The sequence below is a fragment of the Acinetobacter sp. V91_7 genome (assembly GCF_031799075.1).
GTDB classification, from domain to species: domain Bacteria; phylum Pseudomonadota; class Gammaproteobacteria; order Pseudomonadales; family Moraxellaceae; genus Acinetobacter; species Acinetobacter calcoaceticus.
The window spans coordinates 24,045-42,949 of sequence record NZ_JAVQNT010000040.1 but is presented as its reverse complement, the minus strand read 5'-3'; the positions used below and the strand labels follow the sequence as shown (position 1 = coordinate 42,949).

The window sequence follows — 18,905 nt, the reverse complement described above, 5'->3', positions numbered from 1 at the left end:
ATGAAAAAGCTATCCAGTTTGGGCTTCGTGCGTCCAATTTTTTTGATCATTATTATTATCTTAGTCTCACTTCCGATGGGCTTTTATGGCATGTATCTCTATATCGCCCCATCGCTCCCAGAAATGAGTTCACTAAAAAAAGCTCCGCTTTTAAAACCACTACAGGTCTACACATCAGATAATCAACTGATTGCCGAGTATGGTGGTAAGCTGTCTATTCCGGTTGAATACAAACAAATTCCTCCTGCTTTTATTCATGCATTTTTAGCAGCAGAAGACTCTTCTTTCTTTGAACATAGCGGGATCAGTTTTAAGGGTTTAGGGCGTGCTTTAAGTGAAAGTGTGACTGGCTCTGATGTGCAAACTGGTGGTTCAACCATCACTATGCAGGTTGCAAAGAACTATTATTTGAGTCCAGAAAGAACATTAAAACGCAAAATAACCGAGATCTTTTTGGCTCGAAAAATTGAGCAAAATTTATCCAAAGAAGAAATTCTCAGTCTCTATGTGAATAAAATCTTCTTAGGAAAAAATGCTTACGGTATCGCAGCAGCAGCCAAAATTTATTACAACAAAAGTATTAATGAACTCAGCATTGCTCAAATGGCAATGATCGCAGGTTTACCAAAAGCGCCTTCTAAATACAACCCTGTGGTTAATCCAGAGCGTGCACTTGAAAGACGTAACTGGATTTTAGGTCGTATGTTACAGCTGGGTTATATCTCTCAAGCAGAATATCAAAAAGCTGTAGCTGAACCGATCAACCTCAACATGCCCAATCGAGATCTAAATAATATTCACCCTTATGCAGGTGAAATGGTTCGTTCAGAACTCGTAAAGCATTTTGGCGAACAAGCAATTGATTCTGGCTATAAAGTCTATACAACCATCAATGCTAAACGCCAAGCGGTTGCAGAGAAATCTGTGCAAGATGGTCTTGAAGCTTATGACCGTCGTCATGGCTGGCGCGGTGCTGAAGCACACGACAAACCATTAAGTGAATTTAGAGCATATGCTAACACCTACCCTGCACAAGTTACTAAGGTAAATAGCAGCTCTTTTGAAGCATTAATGCAAGATGGTACAACGGTTACTGTACAGTGGTCAGGTATGTCATGGGCCCGCCCCTATCGCAATGCGAATAGTGTAGGTGGTGCTCCTTCCCGTGCATCTCAAATTGTTCAAGTTAAAGATATCGTTCGCTTACGTCCAAATGATGCAAAAACAGCATGGTCTTTAGTTCAGGTTCCAAAAGTTCAAGGTCAACTTATTGCGATTAACCCGAATGATGGTTCAATTGAAGCAATTGTAGGTGGTTATAACTTCTATCAATCGAAATTTAACCGTGCTTTGCAAGGCTGGCGCCAACCAGGTTCGACGATTAAACCTTTTGTTTATGCGTTGGCACTAGAACGCGGTATGACACCGTACAGTATGGTTAATGATAGTCCTATCACGATTGGTAAGTGGACACCGAGAAACTCAGACGGTCGTTATTTAGGGATGATTCCATTACGCCGTGCGTTGTATTTATCTCGTAACACCGTATCTGTACGTCTTTTACAGACAGTCGGTATTGAACGTACTCGACAGTTATTTATGGATTTTGGTTTACAAGAAGATCAAATTCCACGTAACTACACCATTGCCTTAGGTACGCCTCAAGTTTTACCAATTCAAATGGCAACGGGATATTCGACTTTTGCCAATGGCGGCTACCGCATTCAACCGCACTTTATTCAACGTATTGAAGATGCATACGGTAAAGTGATTTATGAAGCTAAGCCAGAGTATGCATGTATTCCATGTATTAACGCACCTGACACAACTGATAACGAGCAGAAAGCTACGACAACAGACGATGAAGTGATTGAAGTTACTAATAAAGATGTAGAGCAGAAAGAAAAGGCAGCTAAGCAACTTAATCTTAAACAGACTGATAAAGCAAACAGTGAATATCGTCAGGCACAGCGTATTTTAAAATCAAGTTCTGCTTATGACATGGCTAATATTTTACGAGACGTTATTGAACATGGTACAGGCCGTGCCGCGCTTAAAATTGGTCGTAATGACTTAGGCGGTAAAACAGGTACAACCAACGATGCAAAAGATGCATGGTTTGCTGGCTTCAACGGCAAGTTAGTTACTGTGACGTGGGTTGGATTTGACCAACCGACGACACTAGGTCGTCGTGAGTATGGTGGTATTGCTGCATTACCGATCTGGATTAACTTTATGGGTCAAGCATTGCAAGGTACACCATCAGCTTGGGTTCGCCTCGACAAAGATGCTCAAGCACCTATTTCACGTGACAAAAATCAAGCAGTAGTAGAAGTTAGCGATAAGAAAACCTATCGCGCGGCTCCACCATTGGCTCGTCCACTATATCGCCCAGCACCACCGCAACCGAAGCTCAACAATAATAATGACTTTGCCGATTTACCTGGTGAAGAAATTGTTATTCCGTCAAAAGCTGCGCCTCCTGCTATGAAACCTTCACAGGAACCCGCGCCTAAGCGAGAAAAAGATGAACTAGAAAATCTGATTAATCAGATTGAATAAATAATAAAAAAGCCATCGTTAGATGGCTTTTTTTGGGCTTTAAAAATAGTCTATTAGCTAGCTTCTTTATTACGCTTCTGAAAGACATAAATTTGAAAAGAGGCCGTTACTTCTAATTGCGGCTGCTGCTCTAACTGCAAACGACGCTCGGGAGAAGCTTTATAAGCATAAGGCGTCATAGCAATTAGATTTTTTAAGGACTGCTGATCCAGCACAAAAGGGGCATCAATAATTTGCTCTTGCTTGAGTTCAAACAAATCTTGCAACTGCTCTACAAACTTTTCTGGCGTGTGAGGGTTAACCTGTTCAAATAAAGCTTCACGCATTGCATATAAATGTTCAGAGGCAGGCGTGACAACAATTAAATAGCCATCATCTTTTAGAACACGCGCAATTTCTGCTTGTGGAATTGGGCTAAACAAACTGGTACATGCATCCATGCTTTGATCGAGTACAGGTAAAGTCGCACCAGTTCCCACGACCCAAGTCACCTCATTATTGAGCTTTGCTGCACGCTGCACCGCATTTTTTGCAATATCAACACCAACACACTGCTCAACCACTTGCTGCATGGCACTTGTGTAATAGCCTTCACCACAACCAATATCAAGTACGGTTTTTACATCAAGTTGTTTTAATAAAGCCACTACAGCATGTTGTAAGGGTTGGTAATAACCGCCTTGTAAAAAAGCTCGTCTCGCATCGACTGACTCTGGCGTATCTCCGGGGTTTTTACTGTGTTTATGTTGCACAACATGTAAATTAACATAACCTTGTTTAGCGACATCATAACTATGCCCTTGTCCACATCGCCAAGTTTTTTCATTTAAATCCAGAGATTGACGGCACACAGGACACATTAAAATTTGCTTAGTCACTTTTAATTATTCTCTTGTTCTTTTTGCTGTAAATAAGTCTTTGCCTGCATTCCCACAAATGTACGCCCCGCATTTGTTCCGTTAATCCATTCATCTACTTGAAATAAATCAAACAGACCAACCTTGACTAAAGTTGGAATTGCGATCTTTAATTCCTCTTCAATCTGTCCTCTTTGCCCTGCATTATATAATTCAATATTATGCAACATTGTAGCGACAGTTCCTGTTTGTACCTGGCTTCCATCTTTAAGTACGACCTGAGGTAACACCTCACCCTCACCAACCACTTTTTGATTAATTACAGATAATTGGTCTAGACCAGCAACTTTTGTCATTCATCTCTCCAATAAAAAAAGCCAGTAGAACTGGCTTTATATTGACACTAAAATAAGATCTATCGCAATTTTAAAGTCATTAGACCTAAAACTACTAATATAATTGTAATAATCCAAAAACGAATCACAACTTGGGTTTCTTTCCAGCCCTGCTTTTCATAGTGATGATGCAACGGCGCCATTAAGAATACGCGTTTATTACGCATTCGCAGCGATCCAATTTGCAAGAAGACAGATACTGCCTCCATTACAAACACACCACCCATAATCGCAAATACGATTTCTTGGCGTACCATGACAGCAATTGTTCCAAGCATCGCGCCTAAAGCTAAAGCGCCAACATCACCCATAAAGATTTGGGCAGGGTGCGCGTTATACCAAAGAAATGCTAAACCTGCGCCAATCATGGCAGAGCAGATCACAACAAGCTCAGAGGTATATTTCACATATGGAATATGTAAATAGTTAGCAAAACGGATGTCACCAGACAAGTAAGCAAATACACCTAAGCCCGTAGCCACCATTACAACAGGCATGATCGCCAAGCCATCTAAACCATCGGTTAAGTTAACTGCATTAGAAGCACCATTAATCACCAGATAGGTAAATACAATAAATGCCAAGCCTAAAGGAACAATTGAGAGTGGAATTGAAAGATTCTTAAAGAAAGGAATCAATAAATCCAGCATATTTGCAGTATGGTCTGCATTGGACTGTTGAGTTGCGATTAAATATAACGCAATACCAGCACCAAGGGATGCAACAGAAGTCCAGAAAAACTTCTTACGTGCAGGTAAACCTGCATTGTCTTTATAGCGAATTTTAATCCAGTCGTCTGCCCAACCTACAGCACCGAACACAACCATTACACCAAGCACAATCCAGACATAAGGGTTAGATAAATCAGCCCAGAGTAAAGTACTAATCCCAATTGAAAGCAGAATTAAAATCCCGCCCATCGTTGGTGTACCCATCTTTTTAGCATGATTTTCAGGAGCAAATGAACTTACTGCCTGACCGTATTTTAACGCTTGTAATTTACGAATCATGATCGGTCCGAGGACCAAACCAATGGTCAGGGACGTTAATACACTGAGTAAAGAACGTAATGTTAAATAACGAACGACCTGAAACGAACTGTGATAGCCCGCAAGTTGTTCAAACAACCATAACAGCATTTAAAGTTTCTCCATCAAATCAGCCATCAACGTTTCCATATGAGTAAAGCGAGAACCTTTAAACAGGAAACTCATGGACTGGGGTTGATGTGTTTGGATTAGATTGATTAGAAATGGAAGCGCCTCAGCTTGTGTCTGAAATGCTTTCACTTTATTGGAATGAGAGTCTGCACCCTCGAGAGCGGCTGAAGCAAACTGCCCAACTGCAATAATATGATCTAAAGGAAGCTGAGCGAGATCATGACCTAAATCATGATGCTCTTGCCAACTGCTATCTCCCAACTCACCAATATCACCCATTACCATCACTTTTATGCCTTGTTGCTGCAACAATACTTGCGCAGCAGCACGCATAGAATTTGGATTGGCGTTGTAAGTATCATCAATAAATAAGTAAGGAGATTTTTGAATAAAGTTTAGACGACCTTTAGCACCCTGAGCTTGCTCTAAGCCTTGAACAATATCTTCAAGTCCAATACCAAGCGCCAAAGCAAAGGCTACAGCCGCAGTTGCATTTTGCACATTATGCTCACCTGCAAAAGGGAGTTTAACGGCACTCATCCCTTGCGGCGTATGTAGGGTAAAATTTGTTGATTGAGGCAATAAATCAATATCTGTTGCATAAATGTCGCCCCCTACACCAAATGTAGAAATGCGATGTGCTTGCGCAGCTTTATGAATTTCAGCCGTAAAGTCATCTTGTTGTGGAACGATTGCAACGCCATTTGGTAAAATATGACGATAAATTTCTGATTTAGCGCGGCAAATACCTTCACGCCCACCAAATTCACCCAAATGAGCTGTCCCAATATTTAAAATGCCCGCAACATGAGGCTGAACCAACTTAGAAGTATAATCAATTTCACCCTGATGACTTGCACCCAACTCCATCACCGCATATTGATGTTCCTTGCGAAGCTCTAACAGCATCATTGGTACACCAAGGTCATTATTTAAATTACCACGGGTGATTAGTGTCGGTGCTAAGCGCGATAATATACTTCCCAACATTTCTTTAGCTGTGGTTTTACCGCTACTACCTGTTAAAGCAATCACTTTTAGTTGTGTATTTTGCTCACGGCGATAAGCGCCAAGTTGCCCGAGAGCCAAGCGAGTGTCGGCAACAACTAGTTGGGCAATATCTACATCTAAAGGGCGTTCAACAATTGCGATTTGACAACCATTCGCTGCAACCTGAGCTACAAAGTCGTGCGCATCAAAACGTTCACCCTTAAGTGCTAAAAAAACATCCCCAGTTTCCGCATGACGTGAGTCCGTCAAAATACGTTTAATTTCAGTTTGAGGGATCTGGTCTTTATGCCAGTAGCCCTGTGTTGCCTGTTGTAATTGCTGAGCTGTCCACGGTTCCAAAGGCACGGTACTGGTGGTTGAAGTATGCATAATTTGTCCTATTGTGCAGGGTAAGCAGCGTCTACAGTATGGTGTTGCGCAGCAATCGCTGATTGAACTTCAACAACATCATCGAACCAGTGACGCACACCATTAATTTCTTGATAGTTTTCATGACCTTTACCAGCAATAACAACAATATCACCAGCCTGAGCCTGCTGTGCAACAAATTTAATTGCTTCACGGCGGTCATGAATTTCATGCATACGGTGCCCTGAAAAATCGATTCCTTGCTTCATGTCAGCAAAAATTTGTTCAGGGTCTTCAGTTCTTGGGTTATCTGAAGTCAAAATAATCGGATTTGCGCCATCTAAAGCCGCTTGAGTCATTAGTGGACGTTTCCCACGGTCACGATCTCCACCACATCCGAATACCGCCCAAAGCTGATTAGATACATGACGTTTTAGAGTTTTAAGCACCTGAATCAAAGCATCTGGCGTATGCGCATAATCCACAACAAATAAACGCTCACCATCACGAATGACCTGCATCCGTCCCGGCGCACCAATCAATTGAGGGACAAAAGCGACTAATGCTTCTAAATCAAAACCTGCTTGCTCAGCAGCAATAAGTGCTGCAATCAAGTTTTCGACATTGAAATGTCCCAATAATGGACTTTGAACAGCAAAAGAACCTTGCTGGCTGACTAAATTAAAAGTCGCCCCTGCCAAACTGTAACTTAGGTCACTAATATAATAATCTGCTGTATTTTGAGTAAGCGAATACGTCAGAATCTTTGGCTGAGCAGGATTTTGTTTTGCTGCATTTATCATTAGAGCAGCATACTCATCATCCCGATTAATAACAGCCACTTTTAAAGAGCTGAAGCGGAATAAAAGAGCCTTAGCTTCAGCATAAGCCTCTAAAGTGCCATGATAATCCAGATGATCACGGCTCAAATTGCTATAAACGGCAATTTCAATAGCACAACCATTTAAACGGCCCTGCTCCAAACCATGTGAGCTTGCTTCCAAAGACGCAAAAGTTGCACCTTGTTTAGCATAGTCATGTAATGCATTTTGTAATTGTAAAGCATCAAGTGTGGTATGCGTTGATGGCTTTAAGTCTGGCAAAATACCATTACCTGTTGTACCCATCACTGCACATTGCTGTTGTTGCGAACTAATTAACTCAGCAATTAGACGTGAAATTGTTGTTTTACCATTTGTGCCTGTCACTGCAACAATACGTGCTGGTGCAACTGGATCTATCTGCTGCAAATAACGCTGTTGCCATTCACCCATACGTTGACGCACATCAGGACATACCCACTCATTTTCCAAACCCAACTCAGTCTCGCTAATGATAGCAAGTGCACCATTGGCTAAAGCTGACTCAGCAAATATACGCGTTTTTTCAGGTTGGCTATAACTGGTCAAGGCGATAAAGATTTGGCCTGACTCAACCTTACGGCTGTCTAAACTAAAGCCATGAAAAGGCTGCTTAGACCACTGTGCATCAATCTCGACTGGATTAATTTCTTGAAAAGAAACAGACATAGCTTACCTGCGAATAGGGTTTTCTGGAGTATCAAGGGGCTTATCAAGCGGTACGTTCATTAAGCGCAATGATTCTTGCATAATGCGTGCAAAAACAGGGGCAGCAACCAAACCACCGTAATAACGGCCTTGCGGGTTTTCAACTACAACAATAACTGCTAAACGCGGGTCACTAATTGGAGCTACACCAGCAAATAAAGCACGGTATTCATTATTTGAATAACCTTTACGGTCTGCACGAAGTTTATGCGCCGTACCAGTTTTACCACCCACGCGATAACCCGGAATATTAGCTTGTTTTGCAGTACCACCAGGCATCGTCACCTGCTCTAGCATAAGCAAAACCTGATCGGCAATTTTTGGAGCTAGAACTTGTTCACCTTTAGGTGCCTGATCTAACTTATGTAGGCTTAAAGGCATTTTCTCGCCATGATTTGCAAGCATTGCATAGCCTTGCGCCAACTGGAGAATAGTCGCATTTAGACCATAACCATAAGCCATGGTACCAATTTGGGAAGAATTTAATTTACTTGCCGGTAGCACCAAACCTGAGCTTTCACCCGGGAACTTCACAGCCGAACGTTTACCAAAGCCAGCGCGATTAAAGAAGCTCGGCAATGTTTGCTTTGGAAGCGACAATGCAATTTTTGCAGAACCCACGTTTGAAGACTTGATAATTACGCCACTTACAGTTAATGCGCCATAATTATGAGTATCACGAATTGTATGCCAACCTAAACGCATTGAACCCGGAGAAGTGTTTACAATCGTATTTGGCGTATATTGTCCAGTTTCCAGTGCCGCAGAAACAGTAAATGGCTTCATGGTTGAACCTGGTTCGAACATATCAATCGCACCGCGGTTACGCATGGCATCTTTATTAGATAAACCGTTTTTGTCATTTGGGTTATATGACGGCCAACTGGTCATTGCCAAAATTTCGCCAGTTTTAACATCTACAGCAATAGCTGTTGCCGAACGAGCGTTATTTGCAACACCAGCAGCTGTTAATTCACGGTACATAATGTACTGCAAACGGGAGTCAATACTTAAAGTGATGTTTTCGCCCGGTTCACCCTCACGAATAACCTCTGAAACTTTTAGACGGTTTCCGCGCTTATCACGAATAATTTTTTGCTCACCATCCACACCCGACAGCTGTTTATTGAGCTGCATTTCCAAGCCTTCAATCCCTTGGCCTTCACTGTTGGTTAAACCAATAATCTGGGCATTTGGCTGTGGTTGAGGATAATAACGCTTATACGTTTTCTCGGCATATACCCCTTGAAAGTTACCCTTCGTAATGAGGTCTGCCTGTTGCGGCGGTATTTCTTTCTTCAAAACCAGATAACGAGAACGCGGTCGTGCATTCATCTGTTTTTTAAGATCAGCACGGTCTAAACCAACAACATCCGCCAACTCATCAAGATTCAAATTTTTATCGGGTAATTGTCTTTTTAATTTACGATTATTCGGATCTTTCTTTAATTCTTCTGTAATTTGATCATATAAGTGCTTCGTATCGAAATAATCACGTGGATCCATTACGATTTTCATGATTGGTGTACTAATTGCCAAAGGCACCCCGTGGCGATCACTAATCACGCCACGCATGGCTTCCACACGCTCAGTACGCAAAATATTGGCATTGGCCTTGTTTTGTAAAAAATCCTTATTAATTACTTGTACATAAAATGCACGTGCAATTAAAACAACAAAACAGAGCAGCACCACTGCCCAGAGCAGATAAAACCGCCACATATCAAATGCAAGAGTTGGTTTTTCCGAAATAGACTGCTGTTTTTTCCGTGTTTGTTTTGTTCGCTTATCTACCATACAGCAAGGCCTTACTTATTTTGCTCTGAGGTCATTGGTAAAGAAATTACCACCGTTTCTGCAGCCGGTGGAGAAAACATCCGTAGCTGAGTTACAGCACGCGTACCAATCTGTGCTGTTGCACCAAAGGTTTGTTGCTCAATGAGCAAACGCCCCCATTCAGCATTGAGATCATCACGTTCACGCATATAAGAGCTAAGCTCTCTATAATCATGACGATATTCAAATACTTGAAATACCACCATCATGGCACTTATAAAAACAAGCGCCACCAATACTGTATACACAACAACTTTTTTCACCACTTTGTTTTCTGTGGTTGCGATTTCATCACTGCTTTTCATTACGCGCCTTTTTCTTCCAAGCGTTCAGCAACCCGAAGCCATGCACTACGTGAACGAGGGTTCGCTTTTACTTCTTCTTCACTCGCACGAACCCGTGAAATTTTCTTTAATCTTCTTGTATCTACCCGCTGCTCAGGCATTCCCCAACCGAAATCTTCTGCTAACGTAGATTCTTTTTGAATAAACTGCTTAATCAGTCGGTCTTCAAGAGAATGGAAACTAATAACAGACAAACGTCCTTCTGGTTTTAGTAAGTCTACAGCTTGCGGCAAAAACAGTTCAATATCTTCTAGCTCTTTATTAATAGCAATTCGAATGGCCTGAAATGCACGTGTCGCTGGATGCTTATGTTTTTCCCATTTTGGATGAGCGGTTTTAACAACTTCCGCCAATTGAGCGGTCGTTTCTAGTTTTCCAGCTAGTTTAATGGCTTTAGCAATACGTCGACTATAACGCTCTTCACCATATTGATAAATAATATTTGCTAATTGTTCTTCTTCAATTTTAAGTAACCACTCAGCCGCAGTTAAACCCTTAGAATTATCCATTCGCATGTCCAACGGACCATCTTGCATAAAGCTAAAACCACGCTCAGCCTGATCAAGTTGAGGAGATGAAACCCCTAAGTCAGCCATAATTCCATCAACACTCATCACGCCAATTTCCTGCATCTTCTCTTTGATATCAGCAAAACTGGCATGAATGATGGTAAATCTTGGATCTTCTTGTGCCAAAGCAGCAGCAACTTCCAATGCTTGAGGGTCTTTATCAAATGCATACACTCGTGCATTTTCATCAAGTTTGGAGAGCAATAAACGTGTATGCCCGCCTCTTCCGAAGGTTGCATCGATATACACCCCTGTTGTGCGATCTGCCAATAAGCTCTCAACGGTCTCAAAAAGTAAGACAGAAATATGCGACATAGGTGTTAAATCATTGCGTAAAAATGTAACTGCACATTATCACCTTGTTTATGACCAACACCAAACTGCTTTTTGTAGGAAAATATTAATTTTTCATAGATAAAACCGTTTTGTTAGCATTTTTTAAGCAAAAAAAGAAAGCAAGCTAACCTTTTTAAGTTTGCTTGCTTTCTTTATGAATATTTATCTTTTAAATTTTCTTTTTGAACTACTGTTTTTAGGTAATTTTATTTACTGCTTCCCATCATAAATTTGATCAAAGACAGCTCCATTAGCAAAGTGAGTTTTCTGAGCTTTCGCCCAGCCACCAAACACATCATTAATGGTAAATAATTTAATTTTTGGGAATTGTGCTGCATATTTTGCTGCCACTTGAGCATTACGTGGTCGGAAATAATGTTTAGCAGCCAACTCCTGCCCTAAAGGTGAATATAAAAAGTTCAAATAGCCTTTTGCTAAAGTTCGATTCCCATCTTTATCAACGGTTTTATCTACAATTGCGACTGATGGCTCTGCCAAAATTGAAATTGATGGGTAAACAATTTCATATTTGTCTTTATCAGGTCCTTTCGTTGCCAATAAAGCTTCGTTTTCCCAAGATAATAAAACATCACCAATGCCACGTTCGGCAAATGTTGTTAGCGAACCGCGTGCTCCCGAATCAAGTACTTTTACATTGTGATAAAGCTTTTTAACTAACTCACGAGCTTTAGCATCATTACCACCCGGTTGTTTTAAGGCATAACCCCACGCAGACAAATAAATCCAACGAGGTGCGCCACCTGTTTTAGGGTTAGGGGTGATAATTTCAACACCTGGTTTTGTTAGATCATTCCAGTCACGTATATTTTTAGGATTGCCTTTTCGTACTAGAAATACAACAGTAGAAGTATAAGGCGCAGAATTATTCGGAAATTCTTTTTGCCAATTCGGCTGGATAAAGCCTGCTTTCACAATCTCATCAATATCATTAGCTAACGCTAACGTTACAACATCAGCTTCTAAACCCGTAGCCACCGCCCGAGCTTGTTTACCAGATCCACCATGTGACTGTTTAAATTCAACATCCTGCCCTGTGCGTTGTTTCCAGAACTTACCAAAAGCCTGATTATATTCTTGATAAAACTCTCGGGTCGGATCATAAGAAACGTTTAAAAAAGAGGTAGCGGCTTGAGCTGCTGTTACCGCCATTCCCAAATACACAGCTACAGCCATTATTGATATTTTTTTCATTTACAAAATCCATCATTGGTTTTAGTTTTACTATATTTTTAATTTTATAATTTACAATCAATTACTTATATTAATATATTTTTTATTAATCTCTTTAAAATATATAGATTAAGATGTCTAAGTTATTTCATTTTTGAAAAGTTTTGTAATTATTCTTACAACTTAATGAGGGCCTTCACTTTATCTACACATTAATTTGTTAAATAATGAAGCGCAAAGGATACATATGGCCTACATTTGGGTCGACCAGATCAAAATATAGATAATTTTTGTAAAAAGTGTGACACAGTTCCACTTTTTTATTAAGATTTATGTTTAAATCGTAGCATTACCGTAATTTTACATTTCGTTAAACTCAAAAAATAGATGAAATGTAATGAACAGAGGGGATGATTAATAATGAAAATTCATTATGGAAAAGCGTTAAGCTTAAGTTTGGTGCTGGGTTTGGCATCACAGTTTTCTGCAGCAGCAGTACTTAAAGATACTCCAAACAAAACTGGGGCAGATAAGCAGACTTCGCTTATTGAAAAAGCTTTAGATCAACAGAAACGCAATCCTATTGTATTACCTTCTACAGATGATGAGCTTAAAGTACTCAATACTATTCGCGTTACACCGACTCAAAATTTTCTCGCTGCTCAGCATGAACGTTTTTCACGTTTTGTTCAGGCAATCTTTCAGCCGCATGCTTCTTAAAATCTGAAACATCCCCTCTTCGTTTCAGTTTTAGCCCAGTCTGATGTTAAATAAAACGTCAGAATACTGGGCTTTTTCGTTATAATAGTTTCAATTTTTATTTTGACCTATTACCTATGAAAGTTCGTACTCGTATTGCACCTTCCCCTACTGGTTTTCCTCATGTCGGCACCGCCTACATCGCCTTATTTAATATGTGTTTTGCGAAACAACATGGCGGAGAATTTATTTTAAGGATTGAAGATACAGACCAACTTCGCTCTACACCAGAGTCTGAAAAAATGATTTTGGATTCATTGCGTTGGTTAGGCCTAAATTGGTCTGAAGGTCCAGATGTGGGGGGGCCTCATGCACCGTATCGTCAATCTGAACGTATGGGAATTTATAAGCAATACGCATTAGAACTTGTTGAAAAAGGTCATGCTTTTTATTGTTTTGCTACAGCTGAAGAACTAGACCAGATGCGTGCAGAACAACAAGCACGTGGTGAAACACCAAAATATGACGGTCGTGGGTTAAAACTTTCTCAAGAAGAAGTGACACGTCGCTTGGAAGCGGGCGAACCACATGTCATCCGTATGAAAGTACCTGAAGAAGGTATTTGTAAGTTTAATGACTTATTACGCGGAGAAGTTGAAATTCCTTGGGCGCAAGTCGACATGCAAGTTCTTCTTAAAAATGATGGATTACCAACTTATCATTTGGCCAATGTCGTTGATGACCATTTAATGGAAATCACTCATGTATTGCGTGGTGAAGAATGGCTTCCATCTGCACCGAAACATCAGTTGCTTTACCAATATTTTGGCTGGGAAATGCCAACGCTCTGCCACATGCCATTATTGCGTAATCCAGATAAATCAAAATTATCTAAACGTAAAAACCCGACATCAATTAACTACTACCGCGATATCGGTGTATTACCAGAAGCCTTGCTAAACTATTTAGGCCGTATGGGTTGGTCAATGCCGGACGAAAAAGAAGTGTTCACGCTACAAGACATGATGGATAACTTTGATATTCAACGTGTATCACTCGGCGGACCAATTTTTGATGTTGAAAAATTGAACTGGCTTAACGGTCAATGGATCAAAGGTTTAACCCCTGGCCAACTGTTAGACCGTTTATTAACTTGGAAGAGTGATCGTAGCACTTTAGAAGATATCGCTGCTGCCATTCAACCACGTATTAATTTACTTTCAGAAGCTGTAAATTGGGCTGGTTTCTATTTTAACCATATGCCACAAATTACCGCTGAAATGTTTGAAAGTAAAAAATTGACCTATGAACAGGTTCGTCAAAGTCTGCAATTTGCAATTTGGCGTCTTGAAGGCCAGTTTACTTGGAATAATGACACTGTTAGCCAAACCCTAATGGATCTTGCGAACCAGATGGATATTAAATTACGCGATTTCATGCCAGCGTTCTTTATCGCAATTGCAGGTTCAACCAGCTCAACACCTGTAATGCAGTCAATGGTCACTCTTGGACCTGATTTAACTTTCGCTCGTTTACGTCGCGCTTTAGAAATTGTGGGTGGACCAAGCAAGAAAGAAGTTAAAAATTGGGAAAAACTCAATGAGAGCTTAAAATTGCCGAAAAATGAAGCAACTAGCGAAGTTTAATTCATTTTTTAGTTGACGTGTGAGTGCATTCAACCTAATATTGCGCTCACACAAACTGGGGTCATAGCTCAGTTGGTAGAGCGCTACAATGGCATTGTAGAGGTCAGCGGTTCGATCCCGCTTGACTCCACCACGCTCCTTTGTGTTTGCCTCATCAAGTCCCTATCGTCTAGAGGCCTAGGACATCGCCCTTTCACGGCGGTAACCGGGGTTCGAATCCCCGTAGGGACGCCATATTCTGCTTTAAAAATTATTAAAAGACTCTATCGTCACCTTACTGTTTATTCTTTATCTCTTTCTAGATTGCACATTTGTCTATTTTATCTAAAATAGCGTCTTTCTTAATTCTCTCAATGTGTAATATGCAGCCATCTGACAATCAACTAGATGCTCATCAGCATCAGAACAGTACTGCACCTTTAAAAAGAGCCATGAATACTCGCCATCTTGTTATGCTATCACTAGGCGGGGCAATCGGAACTGGTTTATTTTTAGGTTCAGGGGAAGTCATTTCACAAACTGGAGCTATTGGCGCAATTATTGCCTATATTCTTGGTGGCGCGATCGCTTATATGGTCATGCTTTGCCTAGGAGAGCTTGCTGTACACATGCCTGTTTCTGGCTCTTTTGGTGCCTATGCCAAAAAATATATTAGTCCTAGTACAGGCTATATGATTTCTTGGATGTACTGGCTGACCTGGACTGCAACGCTTGGAACTGAATTCACAGCCGCAGCATTACTCATGCAGGAATGGTTCCCACATATTTCAATGTGGATCTGGACAATTGTTTTTGCAATCACTATTTTTGGTTTAAATATTAGTTCAACCCGCATTTTTGCTGAGTCTGAGTTTTGGCTAGCTCTTATTAAAGTCATTACCGTTATTGCTTTTATTGTGCTCGGCCTATTAGCAATTTTTGGTTTAATTCCTTTTCATGGTAGCCAAACTGCACCGCTATTTAGCAATCTTACAGCTCAAGGCTGGTTCCCACACGGTTTAATTCCTATTTTTACCACCATGCTAATTGTTAACTTTGCTTTCTCAGGCACTGAATTAATTGGCGTAGCAGCAGGTGAAACCAAAGATCCGGCTCAGAATGTACCCAAAGCAATTAACGCTGCGATTTGGCGCCTTCTTATTTTCTTTGTCGGAACCATTATTGTTATTAGTGCTTTGCTTCCCTTCCAGCTTGCAGGTTTAGGCAGTGAAAGCGTAAGTAGTAGTCCTTTCGTTACCGTATTTAATTATATTGGCATTCCCTATGCAGATGACATTATTCGGTTTGTAATTATTACAGCTCTGCTTTCGGCAGCAAACTCAGGACTTTATGCCGCTTCACGTATGATGTGGTCACTGTCAGAACAAAAATTATTACCTAGCGTATTTGCTACGCTCTCAAAAAGTGGAACACCTATTGTTGCCTTAGTTGTAACAATGTTTGGAGCAATTCCAGGCTTGTTATCAGAGCAATTTGCCCCAGAGACTATTTTTAAAAATCTGCTTGGTGTTGCAGCATTTACTATGGTTATTGTCTGGATGAGCATTTGTTTAAGTCAATTTAATTTCCGTCGCCAATGGTACAAATCTGGCCATACAGTTAAAGACTTACAATATGCTGCTCCATTATTTCCTATCGTCCCAATTTTAGGTTTTATTTTCTGCTTTATTACGTGTTTAAGTATGGCAGCAGACCCTGAAATGCGTGCTGGTTTCGTAGGCTGCCTTATTTTTACAGCTTTATGTTATGTCAGCTATTTTATTTTTTACCGCAATAAAGTCTAAACCACTCTTATTCAATGAAAGTGTAGCAAAAAGCTACACTTTTTTTTGTCTGCATACTGGTTTTATATAACATACCGTTGTAGATTAAAATTTATATTAAAAACAATTCCTTGTATAGAATGAAAATTATATTTATCCACGGGATGAATCAACAGAATTACACAGCACATCGCTTGAAAGAGCATTGGTTAAAAGTATTTAAGCTCGGTCTAAAACAGATGCCTTGCAAAGTTAACGTGCGCGATCTTCATATTCATATGCCATTTTATGGCGATCTGATGACTAAATATCAATTAAGCAATCAATTAAATCCTAATACTTTATTACCTAAGTCTTTTTTAAATAATTATTTACCCATTCAATTACATCGCAACAATCCTCCAGCTAAAGAACACACTCCATTTATTCCCTTATTGTCGCCATCAACGGATCAAGCTGAAAAAAGCTTTTCAGAACGACTCTATCTGACTTCTCAGCTCGTAAAGGATCGAGTACTCAAAGAATTGGTTGTTCTTTTAAACAACTTTCCAAAATTGCATGAGAGTTTGATACAGCAGTTTCTGATTGAAACTTATATGTACTTATCTAATCCTGAATTTATGCAAGAAGTGAATGAGCGAATTTTAAAGAAAATGCGAGAAGATGATGATTATATTGTCGTTGCGCACTCTCTCGGCTCAGTCATTGCCTATCGGCTATTTTCAGACCCATCTTATCAATTTTCAGTTAAACGATTTATAACTTTAGCGTCCCCTTTATCTTTTCGCGTCATTCAAAGTAAGCTCCCGAGCCCAATTGCCAGACCACCCTGTATTCACGGTGAATGGTTTAATTTTTATTCTCAAGATGATTTTCTGACTGCATTTCCACTATCTGAGGCTCCTTTTAACTTTGATCCGCCTATTATTAATCAGAAAATTTTTACCTTCGCCAACCAGCCACATGAGATTTTAGGATATTTACAACATCCCTCCGTGATAAAGGCAATTATTGAACCTTTTCAGAAAAAAGAAGGCTAAATGTATATATTTTCTACAATTTGAGTTATTTTTAAGCGCTTGATAGCTTTTTTTAATATTTATTCAGAAAACTATTTGACACTTTTATTAAATCGACCTAATATACGCCCACCTCTGAAACGTCCCTATCGTCTAGAGGCCTAGGACATCGCCCTTTCACGGCGGTAACCGGGGTTCGAATCCCCGTAGGGACGCCAGTAATTTTTTCAGATGTATGCCTCATATAAGTCCCTATCGTCTAGAGGCCTAGGACATCGCCCTTTCACGGCGGTAACCGGGGTTCGAATCCCCGTAGGGACGCCAAATTCTAAAAAGCCACTGCATAATGTCAGTGGCTTTTTTCTTGCCTTAAAAATGAAAAATCAATCAATGATTAGCTTTTCATATGCCCCATTAGCTCGCAATGCCCACTTGCACTTCAAGGCGACCCGATTGTACCCGTAGTCCTCTAATTTCAAATTGATCTACCAATTGCTGGACCAACTCTCGGCTTTCTCTCAAAATATTCAAACCCGGTAAAATACTAAAATCAGTTAAACTCAGAAGCTTTTCAACCATCCATGAACGGTTATTAATAAAGTCAATAAATCCTGCTTGCTCTAGGTCAATAAACCACATACGGTGACCATCGCGCTGGATACCAGGAATATCACCAATCAAGTGATTAATGAGTGATGGAATCGGTAACATATTTACGACTTCAAAACCAACTCGACCAATACGGCGCACAGCCCAGTTTGATAACGTCCCCCCATGGCGGATCTGAACATCGAGGCTCTCATCCATTTGACGTAGGCGCAAAAATTTTTCCTGCCCAATACGACATTCCAATACTTTAAAATCTAAACTTAAACGATACATGAAACGATGGTAATGCCCATCGATCTCGACTTGGAAACTATCATTGCCACACTTGATTTTAATATCATCAATTTCAGAACGGTCGATGCGCTTACGAATTTGATTATTTAATAGCATTTCCGGTAAATACAGCGTTAAGGTACTCTTCCCCAAAAATGTACGTGCCATGATCAACGCGACTTGACGTGCAGTTTCACTGGTTTCAGACACCATATCTCGTACAGTACCTGCTGCCAGATTTGTCATTCCGACAACTCCACGTCTGGTGTGAGTGGTCACTTGGTCGAGCGCATCTAATGCAGCATCCGCGACCCCTGCAATATTACGTGTCGTATCACTAGCGAACCCGACCGCATCTTGGGCATGTTGCAATGTCTTATGCAGTAATCGACGAGATAATGACTGTTTTGCGGTATCGGGGGTATCTACAGCCGATGCTGTGGTTGTAGGCTTCGACTCATTGTCATCTTGTTGACCCAAGTCCCTCTCTCCTTTTTATATTTATTTCACATCCTATTTATGAGTATTTAAGCTCATTTATAGTGCTAATCACACTTCATTTTTCTGTAGATTAGCATGCTCTACAATATTATTTTATTTTTTATGTGTACGCATAAATCATCTGCTTTTTGTATTTCTTTGTTTATTCAAAATTAATTTTTTGCTAGCTCAAAGCACTTCATCTATATCTTACAAATTTTTTTCTTTTTCGACATTTC

15 protein-coding genes and 4 tRNA genes are annotated in these 18,905 nt (G+C 40.3%); 9 read left to right on the top strand and 10 right to left on the bottom strand.

The features are described 5' to 3' along the window. The gene (ponA, locus tag RMB03_RS13050) at nt 1-2,562 is read left to right on the top strand and encodes a penicillin-binding protein PBP1a (RefSeq protein WP_311076547.1); all 2,562 of its coding nucleotides are present in this window, start codon (nt 1-3) and stop codon (nt 2,560-2,562) included. A 53-nt stretch (nt 2,563-2,615) separates the two neighbouring features. On the opposite strand, the gene RMB03_RS13045 is transcribed toward ponA, so the two are convergent. The 9 genes from RMB03_RS13045 to RMB03_RS13005 all read right to left on the bottom strand — a co-directional run bounded on the left by RMB03_RS13045 (nt 2,616) and on the right by RMB03_RS13005 (nt 12,198). Beyond that, the gene (locus RMB03_RS13045; RefSeq protein WP_311076546.1) at nt 2,616-3,440 is read right to left on the bottom strand and encodes a putative RNA methyltransferase; all 825 of its coding nucleotides are present in this window, start codon (nt 3,438-3,440) and stop codon (nt 2,616-2,618) included. Between the two features lie 2 nt (nt 3,441-3,442). Beyond that, nucleotides 3,443-3,775 (bottom strand): hypothetical protein, encoded by a 333-nt coding sequence (locus RMB03_RS13040; RefSeq protein ID WP_003653820.1) that lies wholly within the window; start codon nt 3,773-3,775, stop codon nt 3,443-3,445. Between the two features lie 59 nt (nt 3,776-3,834). Beyond that, nucleotides 3,835-4,953 carry a phospho-N-acetylmuramoyl-pentapeptide-transferase gene (mraY, locus tag RMB03_RS13035; protein ID WP_202743359.1) on the bottom strand — a complete coding sequence of 373 codons (1,119 nt, stop codon included), beginning with the start codon at nt 4,951-4,953 and terminating at the stop codon, nt 3,835-3,837. Next, a complete protein-coding gene (gene murF / locus RMB03_RS13030) occupies nt 4,954-6,354 on the bottom strand; it encodes a UDP-N-acetylmuramoyl-tripeptide--D-alanyl-D-alanine ligase (protein WP_311076545.1) in 1,401 nt (466 codons plus the stop codon). 8 nt (nt 6,355-6,362) lie between these two features. Then, nucleotides 6,363-7,862, bottom strand: a complete 1,500-nt coding sequence (locus RMB03_RS13025) for a UDP-N-acetylmuramoyl-L-alanyl-D-glutamate--2,6-diaminopimelate ligase (RefSeq protein ID WP_311076544.1) — start codon at nt 7,860-7,862, stop codon at nt 6,363-6,365. A gap of 3 nt (nt 7,863-7,865) precedes the next feature. Next, complete coding sequence (ftsI, locus tag RMB03_RS13020; RefSeq protein ID WP_005038254.1) at nt 7,866-9,698, bottom strand: penicillin-binding protein PBP3; 1,833 nt, start codon at nt 9,696-9,698, stop codon at nt 7,866-7,868. A gap of 11 nt (nt 9,699-9,709) precedes the next feature. Then, nucleotides 9,710-10,042 (bottom strand): cell division protein FtsL, encoded by a 333-nt coding sequence (gene ftsL / locus RMB03_RS13015; RefSeq protein WP_004789835.1) that lies wholly within the window; start codon nt 10,040-10,042, stop codon nt 9,710-9,712. Continuing rightward, nucleotides 10,042-10,965: a 16S rRNA (cytosine(1402)-N(4))-methyltransferase RsmH gene (gene rsmH, locus RMB03_RS13010; protein WP_005038252.1), complete on the bottom strand. Its 924-nt coding sequence runs from the start codon at nt 10,963-10,965 to the stop codon at nt 10,042-10,044. Before rsmH ends, ftsL begins: the two co-directional genes overlap by 1 nt. Nucleotides 10,966-11,196: 231 nt before the next feature. Then, on the bottom strand, nt 11,197-12,198 hold the full coding sequence (locus tag RMB03_RS13005) for a sulfate ABC transporter substrate-binding protein (RefSeq protein WP_056482418.1): 1,002 nt from the start codon (nt 12,196-12,198) through the stop codon (nt 11,197-11,199). 399 nt (nt 12,199-12,597) lie between these two features. Between RMB03_RS13005 and RMB03_RS13000 the strand changes: the two genes are divergently transcribed. From RMB03_RS13000 to RMB03_RS12965, 8 genes are all read left to right on the top strand, one after another. Further along, nucleotides 12,598-12,897, top strand: coding sequence for a DUF4179 domain-containing protein (locus RMB03_RS13000; RefSeq protein ID WP_311076543.1), 300 nt, complete (start codon nt 12,598-12,600; stop codon nt 12,895-12,897). 116 nt (nt 12,898-13,013) lie between these two features. Then, a complete protein-coding gene (gltX, locus tag RMB03_RS12995; RefSeq protein ID WP_311076542.1) occupies nt 13,014-14,522 on the top strand; it encodes a glutamate--tRNA ligase in 1,509 nt (502 codons plus the stop codon). 57 nt (nt 14,523-14,579) lie between these two features. Continuing rightward, nucleotides 14,580-14,655 (top strand) — tRNA-Ala (locus RMB03_RS12990). Between the two features lie 25 nt (nt 14,656-14,680). Further along, nucleotides 14,681-14,756: transfer RNA gene (locus RMB03_RS12985), tRNA-Glu, on the top strand. A 128-nt stretch (nt 14,757-14,884) separates the two neighbouring features. Further along, a complete protein-coding gene (locus RMB03_RS12980) occupies nt 14,885-16,306 on the top strand; it encodes an amino acid permease (RefSeq protein WP_311076541.1) in 1,422 nt (473 codons plus the stop codon). A gap of 119 nt (nt 16,307-16,425) precedes the next feature. Continuing rightward, nucleotides 16,426-17,325, top strand: a complete 900-nt coding sequence (locus tag RMB03_RS12975; protein WP_311076540.1) for a hypothetical protein — start codon at nt 16,426-16,428, stop codon at nt 17,323-17,325. A gap of 121 nt (nt 17,326-17,446) precedes the next feature. After that, nucleotides 17,447-17,522: transfer RNA gene (locus tag RMB03_RS12970), tRNA-Glu, on the top strand. Between the two features lie 30 nt (nt 17,523-17,552). Then, a tRNA-Glu gene (locus RMB03_RS12965) sits at nt 17,553-17,628 on the top strand. 90 nt (nt 17,629-17,718) lie between these two features. Here the strand turns inward: RMB03_RS12965 and RMB03_RS12960 are convergent. Next, a complete protein-coding gene (locus RMB03_RS12960) occupies nt 17,719-18,666 on the bottom strand; it encodes a hypothetical protein (protein ID WP_004639756.1) in 948 nt (315 codons plus the stop codon). Nucleotides 18,667-18,905 lie beyond the last annotated feature (239 nt).